This is a genomic window from Legionella lytica (assembly GCF_044626755.1).
In the GTDB taxonomy this organism is placed as follows: domain Bacteria; phylum Pseudomonadota; class Gammaproteobacteria; order Legionellales; family Legionellaceae; genus Legionella; species Legionella lytica_A.
Genome location: NZ_JBGORX010000001.1, coordinates 219,061 through 241,384 on the forward strand (window position 1 = coordinate 219,061; position 22,324 = coordinate 241,384).

Below are 22,324 nucleotides of genomic sequence, written 5' to 3' on the forward strand. Positions count from 1 at the left end.
ACACCTGGTTGTTTTAAGCGATTTATGTTTTCTGCATGATTCTGTGAAATAATTCGGAATCTAAAAAAGATTGAAGCCAGGTTTGTAAATGCGTGTATTCACTTTGCGCAAACCAGGCTTTGTCTACCATAAAAAATTGTCTAATGAAGGGAAAGAGGGCGATGTCGGCCAGACTTATATGGTCTGCCAGCAAATAGGGGCGTGAGGCGAGTAATGAATCTATGTGTTTAAGATAACTATGGGCTTGTTCTCGATAATTACGCGCGATTGTTGGCTCTGGAGAATATTTATAGCGGTCTAGAATGGGCTTAAATTGCGTATCATTTTGATGAATCAATTTATCACCAGCGGCTTTTAGTTTGGGATTCAACCAACCATCAGGATCCGCTTGTTTTAAGGCCCAAAGCATAATATCAAGGCTCTGGTCAATAACTTGGCCATTTTGCAAAATTAAAACCGGAACAGTACCTTTAGCTGAGTGCTGCAATAATTCTAATGGCTTATTTTTCAAATCCACCTCATATTGAGTCACGGATATTTGTGCATAGGCAAGCGCCATCCTGGCCCTAATCGCATAGGGACAACGTCTAAATGTATAGAGTGTCGGAATATCCAAGAGAACCTCGTTATTATATTGATTCAAATAGTTCATTATTATAATGAGAATTAATCAACCTAAGATAGCGTGTGCTCCATTAAATACCGTAAAAAGTACGGTATTTAGAGTCAAATCAAATTACAAACATAGAGAATATTATTAAGAATATTTCTCAACGAAATACGTTCTTTTTCTATGCTCCTCAGGAAAAGATTAAGGCGATTCGCTCTAATTATAAGGCATTGTCTATAGAGGAAAAATTAGAGTTAGCTACATATACCCCTGAGAAACTAAAAGAGCAATTGCAAAAAAATGACACTGTAATTGGTAAATTTCTTGAGGCAATCAATATAAATAGAGGCCTATTATCTATTCGTATCACGGCTACTCAAAAAGAAACCAGTACCTTAAGGGAATTAAAAGAGCAGCTCAAAACATTGAAAGAAGACATGGCACCAACAATGAGTATAACTCTTTAAAATAAATACTACCGTAGTCAATATTAATATTGGCTTTATCTCTTTTGGGTGTTAGGTGGTTACGGGCCTATAAGCTATCATTTTATTCAACTATAAAGATAATGCGAATGCTCTTGTGTACCTCGTCTCTACGGAGTTTCCCTCTGGAGCGTATTACAGTAGCCGTTTTAGAGAAGAGGATTATAAAGGGAGAAGACGCGATGGAGTCATTCATTTAAAAGTATTCCCATATTTTATATTTTTTTAAATCTCTATTCTACTAACTACAATCAAGTGAGTTTCCTGGTCTCTCAACTGAATCACTACATCGTTTCAGGTACTGCTCAGATTTTGATATTGCCAGATTTAATAACTTTTTTTCTTTGAGTTACTAACTATATCTCTTTTTATCCTCTCGCTTATGCTGATTATTCAAGGGGAGAAATTTGGCAAAATTCATTCAAAAAATAGGATAGCTCTTTGCTTGCACCTGGGTTTACGAAAAGAAAAACTAAATCAGACAGCAATGACGGGGATTATTGAAGCACTATTGATTAATTCAAAAACTAACCGTCATTGCGAACGAAGTGAAGCAAGCCAGGGTTCCGTGCTTTAAACTCCTGGTTGCCTCGAAAGTCAGTCCTATCGCTATCAATTCGGTGTAACAATATTAAACCAGAAATCAAAGTTATCCAGCAGCCCAAGTAATTGTTGTAAAGCCTGTTGATTACCCGTAACTTTTAACTCGTTATTTTGCAGCGTACCCTCAAGTGTTTTTTGCTTCAAAATAATTTGATTTAATGTTTCGCGATTTAGCGTAATCGTCGCATCCGCTTTATCGGATTGATATCCCTTAATATGATGCAAACTACCGTTATTGAGTTCTACTAGATATTTTTCATTAATATCAGGGAAAACAAAATTCAAGGTCAGCGTGGTGTTTGCTGCTTTCTCGCCATTGAGTTTGACTCCCCAGTAATCAAGAAATAAATCCGTACTCATTGCGCGAATAGTGTCCGGACTTGCGGTATCTGGAGATGCGGCTTTTTGCACACCATTACGTAGTTCTTTCGCGCCACTCAAATAAAAATTACGCCATGGGCCAGATTCCGCTTGATAACCCATTTGTTCCAGGGCATCGGCTTCAAGATTACGCGCTTCTTGATTATTCGGATCAGCAAAGACCACGTGGTTCATCACTTCAGCCACCCAACGATAATTTCCTTGCTCATAATCTTTTTTCGCTTGCTCCATAATTTTGGCAGCACCACCCATATAATCGACATACTTTTTACTGGCCTCCACAGGAACTAGTGGATGTAGGGTCGCAGGATTACCACTAAACCAACCTAGATATTTTACATAGGTAGCTTTCGTATTATGGTTCATCGTTCCATAATAACCTCTATTGGACCAGTAATGGCTTAGCGATTCTGGAAGATTCACTTTTTCAGCAATTTCATCCATCGTAAAACCTTGGTTTGCATAATGTAAGGTTTGGTCATTAATATAGCGGTACATATCACGTTGTAATTTTAAATGTTTAACAATATTGTCTTTATCCCAAACTGGCCAGTGGTGGGGAGCAAACAATACTTGAACATCATTGCCCCAGAGGTAAACTACCTCATTTAAATATTTAGACCAGGCTAAGGGATCCCTAATTTTGGCTCCACGTAAGGAGTAGGTATTATGCAAGGTATGAGTTGCGTCCTCAGCAGTACATAAAGCATGATATTCGGAGACGTAAAAGAACATTTCAGACGGTGCTTCAGAATCCGGAGCCATATAAAAGACAAAATCCAATCCAGCCAAGTTTAAATGCTGTTGATTCTCTTTAATGAGATCAGTAGGGGGAATAAGCGATACAGTTCCTGAAGAAGTTGTCATTCCTAAACCTGCACCTACTTGTCCAGTGGGGGACATGGGCAGTAAGTTACCATACATGTAACTTGCTCTTCGGCTCATCGCGTTACCTGCCATCACGTTTTCAGCGACCGCACTTTCCGTAAAGCCAACTGGGGCTACAATTTTCACTTTGCCGGCCTTAACATCTTCCTCTGTAACTACCCCGCGAACGCCACCATAGTGGTCAACATGGCTATGCGTATAAATGACTGCAACAATAGGCTTTGGGGGACGATGTTTAAAATATAAATCAAGAGAGGCTTTTGCTGTTTCTGTGGAAATTAAGGGGTCCATGATCACAAGGCCTTGTGGCCCTTCAATAAAGGTGATGTTGGACAAATCGGCTGTACGTACTTGATAAATGTGCTCACTAACTTTAAATAGTCCTCCCTTTTTAACTAACTGCGATTGGCGCCATAAGCTAGGGTTGACTGTATCTGGTGATGCACTGCCATCTTTAATAAAGGAAAACTTGCCTAAGTCCCATACAACATTCCCTTCTGCATTTTTAATCACCCCCTCATCAGGTAAGGGAGCAATGAATCCTTTAGATGCATTAGCAAATGATTCTTTATCATTAAATGGAAGTTCTTTTAACAGTTCATTATTTATGCTTTTGGTTGCAGAGGCCGCATCTTTAGGAGACTCAGCTGCATAGGAGGTATTCAAAAGTATTGGTGATGCAGCAAGCATACTTAAAGCTAATGTTTTTATTTTCATATCAGTCCTTTGACTTAAAATTAGTTCCTGTACTCCATATTAGCCGGTGAGTGTATAAATTTCTATTTAATAATTAATTATTTTAGCGGAGGAGAAAGGCAATTTATCCTGGCTTCACAATTTTATGAAAAGGGGCAATTTTAACATTTTAATGCTTATAAATCCCCATAACTGTTGGTTAGGGCATATACTTAATATATCCGCAGGAAAATGGGGGCGCTATGCTAGCTAGACTAATTGGAATAGTGCGGGGACCTGAGTTACCAGCTAAAAAACCAATGCCATTAATTGCTCCGTTTGATGCAGGCAGATTGCCAGCGGACGAGATGATTCAATTTACGAAGTCCTTAAATACGCTAATAAATCAGTACAATAAAGACATACCCGATCCTGCAAAGAAAGAAATTTTGCAGCAAATACAGGACAAGATACAAGAAGTCGAATATAAATATAAACCTAGACATTTGGCAGCATCTCCGGGTTATCAAGAGGCCCAAGCTGTACTTTTTAATGAAATAAAGTATCAATACGCCAGTTTAGGTACTCCCTCGTTAATTAAGGATCCCAGAAACTCATCCCCTCTATCCGAAGTGATTGCCAATATGGCTCCTGAGAAAGCTGATAAACTTTTAGGGATTTTAGTCAAAGGTAAAAATCCTGCGTTAGATGACGAACTTAGAAGTTTATATGATGTTACTGATGAACGTGTGGAAGCCAAAAATTTTCGTAAGTTTTTACGTGGGCATGAGATTAGTTATTTAGGTGGCGGAAACTCTAAGAATTTTAAAGTTGTGGATCTTGATAATGGTCAAGAGGCGGTTTTAAAAATTGACTGCCGTCTTGATATGCCCAGAAATGTTGAGTCACATCTTCGCGAAAAAATGCCGGATAGTTTTGCACCAATTGCAGCTGAACGACAAGTATGCTGTCGCAATGAAAAGGGTGAATCAATATCTCGAACAATGTTAGTGACTGATTTTTGTAAAGGCGGTAGTGTTAACGAACACCGGAGTAATTTAACCACTAAAACAGAGTTATTAAAAAGTACAGGCCAGATTTTTGAACAAATGGCGGGTACTCTTCTGAATATTCAAGAAGCAGGATGTATGTTCCCTGATGCCAAAATTACAAACTGGCTAGTTGATGCAAGCGGAAAAGTTCAACTTGCTGATACTAAAAGTTTTCTTTTTACTGACGCTAATCAACAATATAGAGAAGGGTTACCTGGAAATAAATACTGTGGGATGCTTCGCACTTCTGGTTTTACTCCTCCTGAGCTTAATGATGCAACAATGAGTGCTGATGCAGTGCATGCATATATATTGGGTAAAAACTTGTATTATTATGCTTCAGGAAAGCTTGGTCAAGGAGATGATGCCGCAGATTTTAAATTTGATAGCGTTGGATTTGAAGGCCCGGTTGGAAAAGAATATAAAGAAATTATTCAAGGTTTAGTAAGACCCGAACCTCAAGAGCGCATGAAAGTAAGGGAGGCTCTGGATCGCCTGTTTATGATAAATCATCCTGAATTTAAAGCAGTCTTTGCTGAGCTCCAGGCATTGAAATTTGGTGAAAATGATGAAAAAATGAACGAGTTTATTCGTAATAAGCAAAATCAAATCAATAATACTCCTCTTGAGGGTCGCCCAGCAATTTTAGCTGAGTTACAACAAACAATCGTTACATTAAAGGCAGATAAAGCAGTCGAAGGAGTAAAGAGTACAATTCAAGACCTTAGAGACCGTGCAGGCATTTTTACTGTAGGAATGAATGCTAAAGCGGAGCGAATTGAGTCTGCTATGGGGAAATTGTCTATTGAAGAGCGTTGTAACTTTTTAGGTTCAGCTAAGGCAGAACCTGTGATGCAGGCGCTTGCATCACATCGTCATTGGGGTAAAGGAGGCCAAGTCAATTTAACCGCAGATGGAAAAATTGATGTGGAAAAGTCAGCGCAAAGTTTTAAAGATTTTAAAGCTAAGTTTATAGATCAGGTTGGGGAGGCAAAAGCTCCTAAAGAAGAAGAGCCCGGTAATGAGGAAGTACATGGGCTAAAAATTTAATTATAGGAAGTGAAAAAATGAATTTTAATACACTATGTGACGAATTAGGCATGAATGACCATCAACCCATAAGTGAAAAACTGGGATTGCTAAAGGCATGGTTTCAAAAAACCGTATCTACTGATATACAATTTTCAGGAGATGAGAAGGAGCAATATCAACAATATGAAGAAGCAACTGTAATTTATTTAACTCTCATTCTTCCTAAAATGCATTCTGATATGGAAAAACCCAATTCAGATCTTGAGGGAGAAAGTTTAATTGCTGCAGTGGTTATAATGGGGTTTGATCAAGTATTACGTTCATTAAACCCTACTCAAAATATAGTAAATATTCCTAATAAAAATGGCTTAACTTTGCTTCATTCGGCAGCCGGCCATGGTTATTTAAACACGACCCAAATCTTGCTCAATCTTGGGGCGGACTCCTGCGCATTAAATAATCAGAAACAGTACCCAATTTTTAGCGCTTTATTTATGCCCATATTGGATGAGGATCTACCGAAACTAAAAATGAATAAAATAGCTATTTTTAAGCTGTTAAAGGATAAAGGAAATCAAGTATTAGAACATCAAGACAGTAACGGGGACACAGTGCTGCATCGCATGGCCTTGCATGGCTTTAATGACTTAATTGATGAAACATTAATTTCTAATCCACGCCTTGCATCTATGAAAAACAATAATACCCAATATCCAATACATACCGCTATTTTAAATGGCCAAGAGAAGGCCGTTTCTTCTTTGCTAAACGAAAATAGTGCAGACTTGGCGGATAGTAATGGTTGGAAACCACTTCATTTTGCTGCTCGTCAAACAAATAATATGATCTTGGAGGAATGTTTGAGATATCCAAATCATTTAAATGAGCCAGATATTCACCGTAGAACACCAGTAATGCTGGCTGCCGAGCTTGGCAATATAGAGGCCGTGGCCACACTGATTAGCCATGGAGCGAAAATAGATCTAGTGGATGACCAGGGATTCACTGTGCTACATCATGCAGTTAAATCAGGTAATCCCGAGTTAGTACAGTGGTTACTTGAAAACGCAAAGCTTGATGTTAATGCCAGAGATGAGCAAAATCATACCCCATTGTCACTTAGTGAAACGGTTGTTAATGAATCCGAGCATATGAAAGATATCGGTAATTTATTAGTACAGCACGGGGCAATTGCAGCCTCCATGACTTATCATTAACGCGTAATAGTAGTGTATACCGTATACATACGGTACTGCACTGCATCTTTTTGATATCAGAATGCTATCCAAAAAAATGCAGGTGCAATAATGACCCATTCCGGGGCGAAGCTCTTCAAAAGCACCGGGGAAGATTACATCACCTTGCACAAAGAAGGTTTAACTTCTGTGAAGTCAGTATCCTGAAGATTGGGATTATGGTTTTTAGCCATCTCAGGTATATAACTCCTTAATATGGAGGTAATCTGTTCTGGGAAAATAAGGACGCATGAAGAAGTGTGTCCTGACAATTCTCTCTTAGAATAGTTCAGTTTCTGACTATCAACCCAATTATTGTACTGTACCGAATCATCAATTTCTGCTTTTTCAGGCATATCAGTAAAGGTTGCTGTAACTTCTGCGACTAAACCATAATGTCCAGCAACTTTAGGAACATGAGGGGAGTGAAAAAAGGTCTTAGCAAGGTCTTGTGCTTCCTCTAAAGATGTAAACAAGTAAACTTTTGGATATGTTTTTATATCATTTAAAAGCTCATTTTGCGTCGGGTTGGCTGTATCTTCAGGAATAAAACTAGTTTTGATGTGTTTACGTATTACGGTAAAAAAAGCATTTTTTGTTTCTCCAAAATCCAAAATGAAGAATAATTATATCGATTTGCACTCAATGTCTATACCGTATTTTTTACGGTATAGCTATTTTACATTGAACTGATTGCATAGAGCAGAATAGTTCAATTATGGGGCTGTATTCCTTTTTTTCGGAAAGCCGTCGAAACTCAGAATCATCCTGGAGCTCTGTCATCGTACTTTGTGAAATGGTTTCTCTATTCATGGCATATAACAATTGTTGAAACGCTAAGTGTGGTAGTGGCTCTTCGTGAAAAAAATTTATTTTAGTGGGCATACGTTCCGTAATTCTCTTTGTCAAAAATGCGAAGATTTCCAGGATATTCTGCGCATGTTGATTTTGAGTTTCACTCAAAGATAAAGGCGAGGTGGTATAGGGCGTATACGTTGGTGGAGCTAAAATTAAGTCCATGAGCTCGTTTGTTAACAGATGAATATTTTTGTCATTGATTAAGGAAATACTCCGAACAATTGAGGTGAAGTCGCATCCAACCATTTCTCCATAATTTATTATGTTTTGCCAATTCTGCTCAGAAAAATGGAAGTTAATTTTTTTAAAATGCGCTAAAAACATAAAAAATGTCGGGCTGTTTAAGAATGGCTGAAATGGTTCTAAGGAGGTTCGTACAGGTTTAGCAGGTGTGCAACTTAAATCCACCGTACTTAAAAAGATAGGCACGATTTCATCAAGGATGCTCTCAATGCGTTCTTTCGGAAGCTGTTTTTTGACGTCTCTTCCCACGAGAGGGAGGGCTTGTTCGACTAGGTAACTTGTTCTGATGTATTCCGGAATAGATGGTTCCTCAATGCTCGGATAGCTCTCTATTTCTTCCTTGATCTCAGCAATAGCTTGTTGGAAAAAAGCATCGCCGTGCTGCCTAACAATATTTTTTAATATGGTGGTTAATTGACGGTGACAGTGTTGAATAAGCAATAAAATCAATTCTGTATTGACCGTTATTTCTTGTTCCAATAAGAAATTAATTGCTGAAATAGATTCGTGCACACCGTAGTTAAGCGAGTGCTCCGCTACTAAATTTAATAGGTCAGCTAAATGGATAACAGAGCCAGGGGGTGGTTTAATAGTTAGTCGAGCCGTTATTTGCTCTAATAAATTACTTAGATTGATTTGATAATTGGTTTCAATAAATGCCTGACTGGGGTTCAGCGAATGAATAGCCATGATTAATAAATCAATATTTCGATTGTGGCGATAGCGTTCTTGTTTTGAGTTTCCGAAAGGATAAGTAATTCTATTGCGGATATAGGACCATACATTTATTTTTTCACTACTATTCGGTGGCACAGCGAAGTCGTTCATTTTTTCGAAGAGATAAGAAAGTATCGCACTACTATTAATCTCAAGGTTTTTATTGGCTGCCAAGTTTTTTAATGCAGGACACAATTCTTTGGCTAGGAAGTCAAGGGCGCTGGGTTCAAATTGGCATAGTGCCATAAAGTGGTAATAGGAATCGTGCATCGCAACGCTAAGCTTAGAGCTTTGGGTGTGATGTACGGATGCCAAGTTATTCTGTATCCAGGTTGAATAGATGTTGATCGGATGACAAAGGTACTGATGGAAATCTCTATGAAGCGTTTCCACGCTAATTTGGCCAAAAATGGGCTCCATTGTCACTTGATGGCTTGGGTTGCACTCTTGAGCCAATGCATGGATAAAACTAATGGATGGTACTATGTGTGTCTCATTAAAAGGGGTTGCTGTATGCACATCGATAAATCCACCTGGCCTTATCATGTTATAAAGCAGAGGATCCTCATGACGGGTGGTCGATACTCTAACAAAAATGCGATTAATACCTGATAGTGAGCCAATTATTTGCTCTAGCCTATCTATGGCTACCATCGGAAAGTCTGCGTGCAATTGTTTAATATAGTCTTGAATCAGGGCTTCGTTTTCAGAATCCTGGGCATTATAGAGGGTAATTTTTTCGGGGTGGCTTTGTAAGGCTGCATGAATAAAATAACTTTGCAAAAAATCATCTTTATCAAGAAAAGGCAGGTTATGCCCATCTCGTTTTCTTGTTTTTACGGTACTTAAAAATCCAGATAAATCAACCTCGGAACCGGGGTAGGCAAGTTGGTCATTAAGATAGAGATGGGAGAGATAGGCATAAGTCAAATACAGCTCATACTGATTGCATGGTTCTGTAGTATGATTTTCTGCTTGGAAAAACGGGTGGTCGAAGTCGGCTCGATTTATTGAGCGTATCAACTCGATTATGTCTGGATGTTGCCTGACATCTAATTCATTGATTGTTTTAGTAAGAAGGCTGTTTTTAATATACCTAACTAACATTGTGCACCCCGAACGCCATTCTTCTATTATGTATGTATTAAAAATATTATCGTACAATAATTGGACATGGCTCGCAAGAGGCCCTACGTAATGATTGCGATCATGGTGATGAATAAATAGCTAATCTGAATAAATTTAAGGCGATTGCTCATTCAGTAGGACTTAGGCTTGAAAAAATATTCGTAAATTGCCCCAGCTCGTCACAATTACCGATAGCTATTACAAAATCATCGGATATGAAGATATCTTTATTTAAAATAGGCTGGGCTTTCTCTATGTAGTTGGTGTCTTTAGTACTTAATAAGGTTAGATGGGGATCATAGGGACGAAGTGAATTAATATGTATTATTGAATTTAATTGATGTTGGAGCTCGTGTAATTCTTTTATTTTAGTAGGTAATAGGGATATCCAATAATTGTTATTATCAAATGTTAAACAGCTAAATTTTTTAAATGTTAAATTTACAGTGGTAACCTGAATTCTCTCTATAACTGTTTCCCATAGCTTTTCTAGCTTATTTTCCTCGAACCAAAATTGAGCAATCGTAACATGAGGAATTGAGTTTATACCTAATTTATAGTCTTTTTCTAAAGAGATTTGCTGTGATAAAGCAATAAATGCATCGGAATTTTTTATAGGTAATAAGGCTACACAATATCGGTTCATTATAGACTCAAGACAGCACAGGCTAACAGATATATTACGTAAAGAAATTACCAAAATCTACGATATAAACTTTTTGCCCAATCTTGCTTTTTAGTTCGCTAACCAGGGCGGCTGCAATCATATTTGTCTCTCCTTAGTATTTGTGATATATAACTTTTTACCTTATTTTATAGGAAGATTTAAATGCAAGGAAAAGATGAATTACCCTTAACACTACGTACTACTCTAAGCACTCCCCCGGCGCCTCCAAATACGCCAATCAATCATACGTTGGTAGAGCCTCAAGCAACTACCGGACCTAAATTAATACGCCCCGAAGAGATGAAATATTATGCGAACCCAACTGGCAGTGTATTCTTTAAGGTGCCACGGGAGCTAAGACCCGATAATGATGAATTAGATAGTGATTCTGATCTTGATTTCACGATTTAATTGCCTTTGTAAAAAAGACAATCCCCCAACTAAGTAGCTAAGCTGGCTTTATCTCGGCTTAGTTACTCTTTTTAAAGCCCACATTATCATTTATAAAAAGCATTTTCTTAAGCACGTAAGCGCCTTTATATTAAGTTAGGCATAAATTTTTCTACTTACACTATACTTAAACAAAACAAAGAGAGTGCTAAATGAAACAGAAAACAGAGCAAGAATGGGCCTTCTTGGGGGCCGGCAATTACAATGACGTATATAAAAGTGCAGATGGCAAATGCATACTTAAAGTTCAAAAGAATGTTGATGCCACCACCGATAGCCCTGAGCGCTCTGCACGGTTATGGAACCTAATTAATCCAAATTTACCACCAGCAACTATTATTGAATCAGAACATGGACTTGGTTGGGTTTGTCCCTATATTGAGGGTGAACAAGCATCAGACGCAGAAATAAGCTTAGGATTACTCGATGTATATAACAAAACAGGACGTATCGTTGTTGATGCGACAGCACCTAAAAATTTCCTTAAAACCCCATCAGGTGACATTGTGTGCATTGACATTGGCATGGCATTACGCCTAGAAAATAGCGACCCTCAATTATCACCTCAACGACTGATGGATAAAGAGCAGCATAGTATCATCAGTGAGCAGGCCTGGAACAAATACAAAGGGAGCTATGAAAAGTTTTTTAAAGGCCAACAATTTCCTTATCCTCAAGCAACAGATACAGTAAAAGCATTGTTATATATTAAAGAACATCGGCCTGATATAGTCGATGTGAGTTTTTTAAAAGGAAAACCAGAGGAGCTTGCGCAATTAGCAAAAGCATTTGATGAGCAAAAAGACAATGAACGTTTTGCACGGAGTTTAGGAGAGAACGCTCATCTAATGGTTAATTTTACTCAAAATGAACAAAAGGAAAAAGCGCATGCTCTTTTAAGTGCTGAAAAATCGCCTAATCTTGATAGTGCTAAAGAAAGCTGTATTAAAGAGTTAGAACGGTATATTAATTCACGGGGAAAAATTCATGAGGGTAAGTTTAGCCCATCTTTTATAACTAAAGTGTTTAGAGACGCAGAATTAACCGCTTATAAAGTTACCGCAACGCAAGAATTGATTGAACATATTAGGAATGCCAGTTCGTTAGAAGACCTACGTGGCCTGGTAGAAAACACTTATACCTCCGATCCTAAACTATCTAAAGCAACGTTCTTTTCCAGTGACCTCGAGCGAAGTATGGCGAAATGTATCTCTATAGCCGACTCTGTACTTAAAGCAGAACCTCAGTCAGAATTAACTGCCCAAAAGCACTAAAACGCATTCGAGCTGGGGGGCTTCCTATAATGAATCGGCACCAACCCCTTTATCCTTTAACTGGACCCTACCAGAATCTAGTGCTCTGCCATATTAATATGGCTTCCTCCATCGATAAATAGAATATCTCCAGTGATAAAGTCAGCATCTGCCAGATACAATACGGCCTTGGCAACATCTTCTGGTGTTCCCCAACGTTTTAGCAAGGTACGCTCTGCTGATTTTTGTTGTTGCTCAACAGAGTATTGTTCTGGGGCTAACACGGGGCCTGGGGCAATGGCATTTACACGAATATGAGGGCCTAACTCAACGGCTAAGTATTGAGTCATACTGGCTAAGGCCGCCTTAGACACTCCATGAAACATCATGTTTTTGCGTGGATAAAAAGCAAATAAATCAATAATGTTGATGATGCAACCACTTTCTTGTTCCAGCATCATTTTGGCGGCTTCATTAGCACAATACAAACTACCATAAACAGCAACTTCAAATGAATCAAATAAAGGTTGAAAATCCTCGCAGGGAAAAGAATGACTTTTATATAACGAGGCGCTATTTACTAATAAATCAATATGCCCAAAATGCTCTTTAATTTGAGTAAACATTTCTTTTACTTCGTGCTGGGACTGAATATTTGCTTTAATGACTAAACATCGCTGCGAGCATTGTTCTACTATTTGTTTTACCTCCAGTGCTTCTTCATCAGAAGCATGGTGGTTAATTACTATGTCGAACCCATTTTGCGCTAATTTTTCAACAATACTTCGCCCAACCCGTTTGGCACCCCCAGTAACGAGCGCTACTTTAGTATTTGATTGCATACGACTATCCCTGACTTATTATAATAATGTTAATATGGGTCTAAATCTTTCACCGGCAGATGATTTAGCTAGAAAATAGTAATTCAAACAGACAACGTTTTTCGCGTTGTCGCGCATCTAAACCTAACTGTTGTTCAAATTGTTTTATATGCTTTAAGGCTTGTGTTTTGGATTTTTTAACACTCTCAATTTCTAAAGCAAACAATTCTCTGTCTTGAGAAACTGCTTGATATAAAATTACTTCAGCTTCAGGAAAAAGAAATACTTGTAGATATTTCATTAGCTTATATTCTTTGTATTGATTAAAGGCGCATAAGAATCTCTCTACGGCTTGGAGTTGATCACCTTTTTCCTGAGCTAAAGGAATATCAATTTCAATTCGCGCCTCAGTATCTTGTCCGGGATAAAATGATTTTAAGGTGAGGCTTTGCTTATCTTTATCCACTTTATGACGAACAATAAAGTTTTTTAAACCATCGACAAGAAAATAACGTTCCGCAACTTCAACTTTATAATCTTGCAAAGGATAAAGCTGCATAATTGCGGCTTCTGTTTCTTGAAAACTTTGTCGGTCATCAAAACAAAATTTATGTTCTACTTCAACAAACTTAACCATATTTATTTCAACTCTTGTGGTAAGTTATAATTAAGTATTAAAGGGAGATAGCTATTTTTCAAGTCTTAACTTAAGGAAAAGTCTGGCTGCAAACCTCGTTCCTTAAGAAACACCAACATGACAGCTTAAACCCCCATCAATGGTAAAGCTTGCGCCATTAATAAAAGCAGCTTCATCACTAATTAAATACCCCACCAATGCGGCAATTTCCTGCGGTTCAGCAATTCGCTTTGCCGGTGTTAAATTAATTACTTTTTGCATATGATCATTAACCGATGCATCCTGCACTCCCATCCGTGTATTTACATAACCGGGGCAAATAGCATTGCAATTAATACCAAATTCACCCCACTCCGCAGCAATAGCCTTGGTATAGCCAATAACCCCATGCTTGCTTGCTACATAAGTAGAGGATAGGGCCGCTCCAAATAGGCCTTGGATGGAGGCGATGTTTACAATTCTGCCGTAGGCTTGTTTTTTCATTTCCGGCAATAAGGCTCTGGCAAAATAAAAAATACTTTTTAAATTAGTATTTATCACTTTATCCCACTCAGTATCAGTGACCTCATCAATAGTATGAAAAGGACCGCCAAATCCAGCATTATTAATCAGAATGGTAGGGGACTTCTCTTTGGGTATCTGCGTTAAAAGCTGGGCAACTTTGAGTCCATCACCGACATCACATTCATAGGTTGAAACAGTTTTCTGGTGTTCTTCTTGAAATTGTTTCGCAAGTTCTACAATAGGTTCCAAGTGCAGATCGAGTAAAATTAAATGATCTGTAACTGTAATCAGCTTATGTGCAATGGCCGCACCAATTCCAGCTCCGGCGCCAGTGATTAAGGCAATACGCGGGAAGGGGGGCTGTTTCATTATAAAACTCCTTTTTCTGGCAATATTTCAATCTCATTAACGGCAATTTCTAAAGGGAGTAAAGCCAGATAAGATAGATACTGAGCAACAATGTTTGGATCCAGCATATCTTCTTTGGCGAAGCCAGGCCTATCTCTCCAAATTTCAGTATAGGTGGCCCCTAAAGTGACATGACTCACACGAATATGGTGATTTTTTCCTTCTTCACCTAAATTGGTTGACAAGCCTTTTAAACCCCATTTGGAGGCTCCGTAAGCCAAGTTATTCGTTAATCCTACTTTATTAGCGATGGAGCCAATATTAATAATGCGTCCTCCGCCATGTTCTCTCATGATGCGGTACGCTTCTCTTGAGCATAAAAATGCCCCTGTTAAATTGGTTTTAATGATTAACTCCCACTCAGCAGTGCTAATGTCTTCCACAGCCTGAAATATTCCTAAGCCTGCATTATTAACCAGTACATCGAGGGGGCGATTTAGGGTGTTAATCCATGAAAATAACTGTAAAATTGAATCTTCTTGAGTTACATCCAGTTGTTGTAGATGGATTTCACCAGGAATAAGGCGTAACTCTTTGTGAAAATGGGCTTGTCTGGAGGTGACGATGACCGTAGCTTTTTGTTGAACCAATTGCTCCGCTAAAGCTCTGCCAAGACCCGCTTTTCCACCAGTAATCAGAATGAGTTTATTTGTATTTCCTTCCATGAATTCTTGCACCCTAACCCAAAAATGATGGGTTGTAATTACTTTTATCTAAAAACCTCTCCTACATAACAGTGTTTCTAGTTATGTAGGAGAGGTAATACAAGAAGTAGCATTTATCTTCTTATTAAGATTTGCTCATTAAATTCTTTTCTACGAGTTAAATCTGATTCTAAAACCCCCATAAAATGTGACGTTACCATGTATGGATTTTGTTTGTTCACACCACGTGCCACCATACATAAATGCTGTGATTCAATAATAACCCCCACACCTTTAGGGTTTAAATGGTTATATATTGCTTCGGCAATTTGCACAGTTAACTGTTCTTGGATCTGTAATCGTCGAGAGAAACACTCAACTATGCGGGCTAATTTAGATAAACCTACAACTTTAGTATCAGGAATATAGCCTATATGTACTCGGCCGAAAAAAGGCAACATATGATGTTCACACATAGAAAACATTTCTATATCGCGAAGTAATACTAATTGATTGTAATTTTTTTCATTTGAGAAGCATGTACCCAATACCTTCTCAGGATCGATAGAGTATCCCTCATATAATTCTGTCCAGCTTTCAACCACTCTTCTTGGCGTATCAATTAAACCTTCTCTTTCAGTATTTTCACCAATTAAACCTAACACTTGTTTAATGGCTTCAATAGCTTTTTCTTTTTCTGATTCCTGCTTTTTTTGGGATAAGTCAATTAGATATTTCGCAGCTTGCATTACTAGAACTCCTTAAATGATATTCCTTTAAAGTGTAGTTGATAAAATTAGAGTGCTTAGATATTGCACAAATATTATTAATTTAGTATCAGGGAATGTTTTTAAAAAATAAGACAACTTGCTTATTTTGGCACTTGTTTTTCTACGGCTGTCTATACTAGATAAAAAATGAGGGATAAAAAATGGTATCTTGGGAACTTGTTATAAATGTGGGTTTTTCTGTCTGTTTAATTGCTAATGCAGCCTTATACATTCCTCAAATATTTGTGCTTTTGAAAGCAAAAACTGCAGAAGGGCTCTCATTATGTACTTTTCTAGGTTTTAATATAATTCAATTATTTACCTTGTTACATGGCTGGATAATCAATGATTATATTTTGGTTTTCGGTTGTGTCGTGAGTTTAATAACCTGCGGAACAGTATCCTGGTTAATTGCTTATTATAAGTTTTTCCAAAAAAAGCCACTTGAAATAAAAAATGAGCTTAGCTAAAAAGTAAAAGCTCATTTTTTATCTTACCGATTACTTATTTATTTTTATAAAAGGCAGCATTTTTCTCAATACATCGTCTTTTACAATAAAATGATGATGTAAGGCTGCCGCTACATGTAACCCAATTAACACGGCAAAAACATAGCCTAATATGGAATGGGCCTGAAAATATAAATCCGCCATGTATGGGTTAGGCGAGATTAAATTGGGCAAGTCAAATAAGCCAAAAAAGCTAACTGCTCGTCCATCGGCCGCAGACATTAAATAGCCTAATACAGGCATAGCCAATAGCAAAATAAACAAGAAATAATGAACGATTTTTGCCAGAATATACTTCCAATAAGGCTGAGAGGGGTCGGACGGTCGAAGAGTTACCATTCGCCACAGCATAAATAATAGGGCGAGAACCAAAATGGTTACACCAAGTGATTTATGCAATAGCACGTATTGAGTTTTTATGGTGTCGCTTATTGAAATAAAATTAGGTGACCAAACCCAATAAAACTGAGCACAGACTAATAAAGCGATAGCCCAGTGGAAGAGCTTCGACACACTTCCAAATGCATTTAGCGTATTTTTTAGCATAACAATTTCCCTAAACTAAATTCGTATTAATACATCTTTGTATAAAAATAGCTCTTCTTAGTTTAACAAAAAATAAGGTGATTTGCTAAGCGTGTGTTTGCATCTATTTATTTACACAGAGCGGCCAAGTGATGGCACTCTAACATCTAAATAATTAAAACCTTTGTCCCAGGATTAGATTTGACCCACTTAGCTACATATTCAATGTAGTTATTCTTACCCACAGCAACACAACCCCGCGTTGAGCCCGGTAAGTTACTTAACCAACTTAACACATTACCTGACTGAGTTGGTCCATGTATTCCAACATCTCTACCTGTATATCCCGCAGCGACTTGTTTGGAGGTTGGATACATAATGGGAATGAAGACTTTAAATTGTTTGGATTTTCGGGGATAAGCTAAGTTATATAGACCCACAGGTGTTTTATTATCACCGGCTTTCTTTTTACCCACGCCATTGTTTCCCAGAGCGACTTTAAATGACTTAACTACAGTGCCTTGTTTACATATGTTTAAGGTCCGTTTTTTAGTATGTACATTGATTCCGTTGGCTAAAGGACAGGTTCCATTAGCGAACAATGAGAGAGGGAAAAAAAGAGAAATAATTAACAAAATTGTTTTAATTTTCATATAAATAAATTAATATTGTCGAAGTTGGGTAATAATTATCCCATAGTATTCTCTTTATGCATAGAGATTGCTGGTTAAATCTTCCACATACAGTCATATCGGAGAAGTGCACGTTAATTTAACTAGATGATTTAAATTGATTTTTCACGCTCTCTTGCGTCCCTGATACGATTATTAAACCCATACAATGACGGCATACCCATGAAAGAAAAGAAATTGTATCGCAAGATCTACCTCCGATGTATTACACACCGAATACTTTGTCCTGTGATTTTCTTACCTCAATCTAAACGGCTTTTACCTTAGCTCAATCGCAAAGAGAGTATTCATGGGTAAAGCTCAGGAGCTTCGGCATTTAGAATCATTAACTAATTTATAATTAATTCAAAACCGAATTTGTGGTAAATTGCACGGCAAAGATATTTGATTAACTCAATTAGGAGAATAGATTGAGCTTCAAATTAGCAGTCGATACGCTATGGAAATCTAAAAAACGGCAAAGAAATCTATCTATTTTAATGATGATTTCATTAGCATTAATGGTGAGCTTTTATTTGTTTCATCGCCCTGCCTCTATTCCCGAAAAATCGCTTAAAGTTGTTGAAACAACGCGAGTTAAGCCAACGTCGCTTAAAAAAACCATTAAACTTATCGGTACGATACACCCCAAACACGCTACTTTATTAACAGCAAAAGCGCCTGGTTTGTTCGAGGCAAATTGTTCGTCCGGCCAATCGGTTAAAAAAGGTGATTTAATTGCTCGAATTATTAACCCTGAAGTTGAGAAAAACTACCAGTTATCAAAAGATGCAGCGGCAATTTCAGAAGCTCATTATAATCGATTCCTGCAGTTGAAAGGTAAAGGATTTGTCAGCATAAGAGAGCTTGAAGAAAAAAAACAACAATGGATCAATGCGCAAAAAGAAGCGGCTAAAACGAAAATCGAAGTAGAGAATTTACACTTTTACTCCCCATTTGATGGAATCGTGAGCACCTTTAAAATCAGAGAGGGTTCACAAGTTAAAACAGGGGATGTGGTTGTTACTGTTTATGATCCTTTAAATATCGCGGTTGACCTGGATATCCCCTGCCATTACCTCCATCAAATTAAAGAAAAGCAAATCGTTTATATTAATAAGCACAAGTACCATTTATCTCATTTGCAGCAAATGATGGATGGTGATACGCAGATGTGTCCAGCAGAGGTTGATATTCAGTGTGATGATTGCATTATTGGCGACACTATTTATGCACAACTCCTTATTCAGGAAAAGAAACAGGCATTAGTGGTGCCGGTTCAGGCATTATTTCTCAAAGAAGGGGGGCTTTCTCTTTACAAAGTCGTTAATAATCGTATTGAGTTAGTGAGCGTAAAATCGGGGATTAAAGAAAAAAATAGTGTAGAAATTATTTCCGGATTAAAACCAAATGATCAAGTGATTATCAAAAGTCCCGAGCGATTATCTCCAGGAATGGAAGTGTCGATTTATCAACCTAAGAATCAAGTTTCGGGATAAACTCAAATGAATGTGACCACCTATTTCTTAAAGCATCCGGTTATTGCCATTATTCTTAATCTTCTGATTGCGCTGGTTGGAGTACTTTGCTATCACTCCTTAGCAATTAGAGAATATCCAGCGATTAGTTTCCCAGTCATTACGGTAAACACAAGCTATGCGAATGCAAGTCCTCAACTGGTTGAATCTGCGGTAACTAATCCACTTGAAGAACAGCTGGCTGGAGTAGAAGGGGTCGAATTAATGAACTCTTATTCCAACACTGGTTTTTCTCATATTAAATTAGTTTTTCGCCCTGGAACGGTCATGGATAGGGCGCTCAATTCAACGCAAGAGGCAGTAGAATTAGCTCGTGTATTCTTACCTGAAAATGTAAGGGCTCCGAAAATTGAGCGTCAGAATCAGTCTGATGGTTTACCTTTTATTGGGATTTCTATTGAATCCCGCTCTTTAAGTTTTGGCGAGCTCACCCATTATGCTCAACTCAATTTGAAAAATGCTTTTCGTAGTGTGAATGGTGTTGCCTCAGTTGCAGTCTGGGGACGTCCTTATACTTATGAGATTAATTTAGACCCTAAGAAATTATATGCGTTTGGTATCAATGCGGATGAAGTGGCTAGTGCTATTGCTGCGAATCGTTTATCGCTTCCAGCAGGAAAATATCAGAATAAAATCCCAACCACCCTGGAGTTTGATTTAAAAACGGCTAAAGATTATGAAAATTTACTTATAAAAAAGGTAAACAATAATCCTGTTTTTCTTAAGTCATTGGCACAGGTGCGCTTAAAAACGGACGATAGCCAATTTCAAATTAAAGTTAATGGGCAGTCGGGCGTGGTTCTGTCCATTGAGCGTGCCAATGATGCTAATCCGCTTGAAGTCTCTCAAGCCATCCGCAAAGAACTTAAAGCATTAAAAAAGACCTTACCCGATGATATGAAGATAAGGGTCATTATTGATCAATCAGAATTTATCAGGGCTTCATTAAAAAATATTAAATCATCTATTTTCGAATCCATTCTCTTGGTGCTGGTGATTGTATTCCTGTTCTTAAGGAATATACGTTCCATCCTGATTCCTTTAGTCACAATACCCATTTCACTATTAGGCTCATTGCTCTTTTTAAAGCTGTGTGGTTTTAGTATCAATCAAATGACTCTGCTTGCGATGGTGCTTGCGGTTGGCTTAGTCGTGGACGATGCCATTATAATCCTGGAAAACATATGGCGCTATATTGAAGAGGGGCTTTCCCCCATGGAGGCTGCTCTAAAAGGGGCGAAGCAAATAAGTTTTGCGATTGTATCTATGACCTTCACTTTAGCTAGCGTCTATGCGCCTTTGGCATTTATTGATGGGATGATTGGGCAATTATTTATTGAATTTGCCGTGGCTTTGGCAGGAAGTGTATTTATTTCTGGTGTAATCGCACTGACATTATCTCCCTTAATGTGTTCCAGCCTGCTCACTAAAAATACCAACCAATTTTGGCCTAAAATTGATGTAATGCTTGATAAGCTTTCAACATCTTACATTAATGTCTTGTCTTCAACGCTCAGTAAAACAAAGTTAACTCTTTTCGTCGCTTTAATGACCGTAGGGATAAGCCTATTCTTTTATCAATTACTGCCTCGGGAAACTGCACCCAAAGAAGATCGTGGTTTAATCGGTGTTTATACACCACGCTCCATTGGTGAAAATGTTGATGACATGGATGCCAAGGGTAAACAAGTAGAACAGGTCATTGGAACGCTGCCTGAGACTAAAAATCAATTAGCTTTCTCTGGTGACTGGGGGAGTAATATTATTTTGCCCTTAAAACCTCATGCCAAGCGGCAGCGCTCAGCTACAGAAATTGTTGCGTCGTTGAGACCTCAAATGGCCACGCTACGTTCCACCGATGCTTCGGTATGGAGCTGGGATGATGGTTTACCCGGTACGGATACAGAAATGAATGGAAATGAGCTAGAGCTTGTTCTCTCGACCACGGAGAATTATGAGCAGTTGTATAATAAAGCGGAGCAGCTTAAAGCCTTACTTGCTCGTCATAAAGCATTCGAATCAGTTCGTCATAATTTACGCCTTGATTCCATGGGTTATGTTATAGAAGTCGATAAATCTAAATTAGCTAAACTAGGACTCACGCCCGCTCAAGTCGCGCGAACGACCGAGGTTTTTTTTAGTGGTGATAAATCCATCAATTTTCAGAAAGACAACGTGGTTTATAACTTAACTTTGCAAGGGAAGAGTAAGCCTTGGGATATCGATGAGCTGTACCTTACTACCCCATTAGGGCACAGAGTGTCTTTAGGTACTGTTGCTTCTATGAAAAACCACGCACAACCTGCTTCCTTAGAGCATGTGAATCAAATGAGGTCTACAAGCTTGCATGTGCAATTAGCACCGAAACAATCCTTTAAACAAGGAATGGATTCTCTTTGGAGCATTGCGAAAGCAAACCTACCCAGTCAATACAAATTGAGCTGGGCGGGGACTGCTAAAACTTATAATGAATCATCGCGGACGCTCTTGTTATTTTTATTATCAATTCTATTTATTTATTCTATTCTTTGCATCCAATTTGAAAATTTCGTTTATCCCTTAATTATCCTGGTCACCATTCCTCTGGCTTGTTCTGGAGCTTTAGTATTTGCTTATCTTTTTGGTCAATCCTTAAATATTTTCACCGAAGTAGGGCTTATCACATTAATTGGATTAATTACCAAACATGGAATTTTAATTGTTGAATTTGCAAATCAATTACAAAAAGAGGGCGTGTTGTTACTGGAAGCAATAAAGAAATCCTGTGCTCTGCGCTTACGCCCCATTCTAATGACAACAGGAGCCATGATATTTGGCGTGATCCCTCTAGTTTTATCTCATGATGCCGGTGCTGAAGCGCGCCGGGCAATTGGGATGATACTTTTAGGTGGTTTATCCTTAGGAACCTTATTTACTCTTTTTGTTTTACCAACCATTTATTATATGGTTTCAAGAGTCTTAAACAAACATCAATAAGGGACGCTATCTTTTTTCGTGCGACCTTAAGCTTTTTTTGCACA

Annotated in this window: 20 protein-coding genes; 8 read left to right on the forward strand and 12 right to left on the reverse strand. The window is 38.1% G+C overall.

The features are described from left to right. Window positions 1–22: 22 nt before the first annotated feature. On the reverse strand, window positions 23–643 hold the full coding sequence (locus ACD661_RS00870) for a glutathione S-transferase (protein ID WP_400185625.1): 621 nt from the start codon (window positions 641–643) through the stop codon (window positions 23–25). 197 nt (window positions 644–840) lie between these two features. Here ACD661_RS00870 and ACD661_RS00875 point away from each other — a divergent pair, with 197 nt between their 5' ends. Continuing rightward, a complete protein-coding gene (locus ACD661_RS00875; protein ID WP_400185627.1) occupies window positions 841–1,077 on the forward strand; it encodes a hypothetical protein in 237 nt (78 codons plus the stop codon). 630 nt (window positions 1,078–1,707) lie between these two features. Here the strand turns inward: ACD661_RS00875 and ACD661_RS00880 are convergent. Beyond that, window positions 1,708–3,684: an alkyl/aryl-sulfatase gene (locus ACD661_RS00880; protein WP_400185629.1), complete on the reverse strand. Its 1,977-nt coding sequence runs from the start codon at window positions 3,682–3,684 to the stop codon at window positions 1,708–1,710. Window positions 3,685–4,286: 602 nt separating this feature from the next. Here ACD661_RS00880 and ACD661_RS00885 point away from each other — a divergent pair. Next, window positions 4,287–5,744 carry a protein kinase family protein gene (locus ACD661_RS00885; protein ID WP_400185630.1) on the forward strand — a complete coding sequence of 486 codons (1,458 nt, stop codon included), beginning with the start codon at window positions 4,287–4,289 and terminating at the stop codon, window positions 5,742–5,744. A 17-nt stretch (window positions 5,745–5,761) separates the two neighbouring features. Further along, window positions 5,762–6,943 carry an ankyrin repeat domain-containing protein gene (locus ACD661_RS00890; protein WP_400185632.1) on the forward strand — a complete coding sequence of 394 codons (1,182 nt, stop codon included), beginning with the start codon at window positions 5,762–5,764 and terminating at the stop codon, window positions 6,941–6,943. 134 nt (window positions 6,944–7,077) lie between these two features. On the opposite strand, the gene ACD661_RS00895 is transcribed toward ACD661_RS00890, so the two are convergent. The 3 genes from ACD661_RS00895 to ACD661_RS00905 all read right to left on the reverse strand — a co-directional run bounded on the left by ACD661_RS00895 (window position 7,078) and on the right by ACD661_RS00905 (window position 10,553). Next, complete coding sequence (locus ACD661_RS00895; RefSeq protein ID WP_400185634.1) at window positions 7,078–7,575, reverse strand: hypothetical protein; 498 nt, start codon at window positions 7,573–7,575, stop codon at window positions 7,078–7,080. 49 nt (window positions 7,576–7,624) lie between these two features. Next, the gene (locus ACD661_RS00900; RefSeq protein ID WP_400185635.1) at window positions 7,625–9,886 is read right to left on the reverse strand and encodes a hypothetical protein; all 2,262 of its coding nucleotides are present in this window, start codon (window positions 9,884–9,886) and stop codon (window positions 7,625–7,627) included. A 148-nt stretch (window positions 9,887–10,034) separates the two neighbouring features. Further along, the gene (locus ACD661_RS00905; protein ID WP_400185637.1) at window positions 10,035–10,553 is read right to left on the reverse strand and encodes a 2'-5' RNA ligase family protein; all 519 of its coding nucleotides are present in this window, start codon (window positions 10,551–10,553) and stop codon (window positions 10,035–10,037) included. Between the two features lie 183 nt (window positions 10,554–10,736). On the opposite strand from ACD661_RS00905, the gene ACD661_RS00910 reads away from it, so the two are divergent. Then, window positions 10,737–10,985: a hypothetical protein gene (locus ACD661_RS00910; RefSeq protein ID WP_400185638.1), complete on the forward strand. Its 249-nt coding sequence runs from the start codon at window positions 10,737–10,739 to the stop codon at window positions 10,983–10,985. A 191-nt stretch (window positions 10,986–11,176) separates the two neighbouring features. Further along, window positions 11,177–12,298 carry a hypothetical protein gene (locus ACD661_RS00915; protein ID WP_400185639.1) on the forward strand — a complete coding sequence of 374 codons (1,122 nt, stop codon included), beginning with the start codon at window positions 11,177–11,179 and terminating at the stop codon, window positions 12,296–12,298. Window positions 12,299–12,375: 77 nt separating this feature from the next. Here ACD661_RS00915 and ACD661_RS00920 read toward each other — a convergent pair whose 3' ends face one another. The 5 genes from ACD661_RS00920 to folE all read right to left on the reverse strand — a co-directional run bounded on the left by ACD661_RS00920 (window position 12,376) and on the right by folE (window position 16,040). Next, window positions 12,376–13,119, reverse strand: coding sequence for an SDR family NAD(P)-dependent oxidoreductase (locus ACD661_RS00920; RefSeq protein ID WP_400185641.1), 744 nt, complete (start codon window positions 13,117–13,119; stop codon window positions 12,376–12,378). Between the two features lie 64 nt (window positions 13,120–13,183). Beyond that, window positions 13,184–13,735 (reverse strand): hypothetical protein, encoded by a 552-nt coding sequence (locus tag ACD661_RS00925; RefSeq protein WP_400185642.1) that lies wholly within the window; start codon window positions 13,733–13,735, stop codon window positions 13,184–13,186. Between the two features lie 102 nt (window positions 13,736–13,837). Next, entirely contained in the window at window positions 13,838–14,608 is a 771-nt protein-coding gene (locus ACD661_RS00930) for an SDR family NAD(P)-dependent oxidoreductase (RefSeq protein ID WP_400185644.1), read from the reverse strand. Then, window positions 14,608–15,312: an SDR family oxidoreductase gene (locus ACD661_RS00935; protein ID WP_400185646.1), complete on the reverse strand. Its 705-nt coding sequence runs from the start codon at window positions 15,310–15,312 to the stop codon at window positions 14,608–14,610. Before ACD661_RS00935 ends, ACD661_RS00930 begins: the two co-directional genes overlap by 1 nt. A gap of 113 nt (window positions 15,313–15,425) precedes the next feature. Then, window positions 15,426–16,040, reverse strand: coding sequence for a GTP cyclohydrolase I FolE (folE, locus tag ACD661_RS00940; protein ID WP_400185647.1), 615 nt, complete (start codon window positions 16,038–16,040; stop codon window positions 15,426–15,428). Between the two features lie 182 nt (window positions 16,041–16,222). On the opposite strand from folE, the gene ACD661_RS00945 reads away from it, so the two are divergent. After that, a complete protein-coding gene (locus tag ACD661_RS00945) occupies window positions 16,223–16,531 on the forward strand; it encodes a hypothetical protein (RefSeq protein WP_400185648.1) in 309 nt (102 codons plus the stop codon). A 30-nt stretch (window positions 16,532–16,561) separates the two neighbouring features. Here ACD661_RS00945 and ACD661_RS00950 read toward each other — a convergent pair whose 3' ends face one another. Both ACD661_RS00950 and ACD661_RS00955 read right to left on the reverse strand, forming a co-directional pair. After that, window positions 16,562–17,116 carry a cytochrome b gene (locus ACD661_RS00950; protein ID WP_400185650.1) on the reverse strand — a complete coding sequence of 185 codons (555 nt, stop codon included), beginning with the start codon at window positions 17,114–17,116 and terminating at the stop codon, window positions 16,562–16,564. Between the two features lie 146 nt (window positions 17,117–17,262). Next, a complete protein-coding gene (locus ACD661_RS00955) occupies window positions 17,263–17,748 on the reverse strand; it encodes a L,D-transpeptidase family protein (protein WP_400185652.1) in 486 nt (161 codons plus the stop codon). Between the two features lie 449 nt (window positions 17,749–18,197). On the opposite strand from ACD661_RS00955, the gene ACD661_RS00960 reads away from it, so the two are divergent. Both ACD661_RS00960 and ACD661_RS00965 read left to right on the forward strand, forming a co-directional pair. Further along, window positions 18,198–19,265 carry an efflux RND transporter periplasmic adaptor subunit gene (locus ACD661_RS00960; RefSeq protein WP_400185653.1) on the forward strand — a complete coding sequence of 356 codons (1,068 nt, stop codon included), beginning with the start codon at window positions 18,198–18,200 and terminating at the stop codon, window positions 19,263–19,265. A 6-nt stretch (window positions 19,266–19,271) separates the two neighbouring features. After that, a complete protein-coding gene (locus tag ACD661_RS00965; protein ID WP_400185655.1) occupies window positions 19,272–22,280 on the forward strand; it encodes an efflux RND transporter permease subunit in 3,009 nt (1,002 codons plus the stop codon). Window positions 22,281–22,324 lie beyond the last annotated feature (44 nt).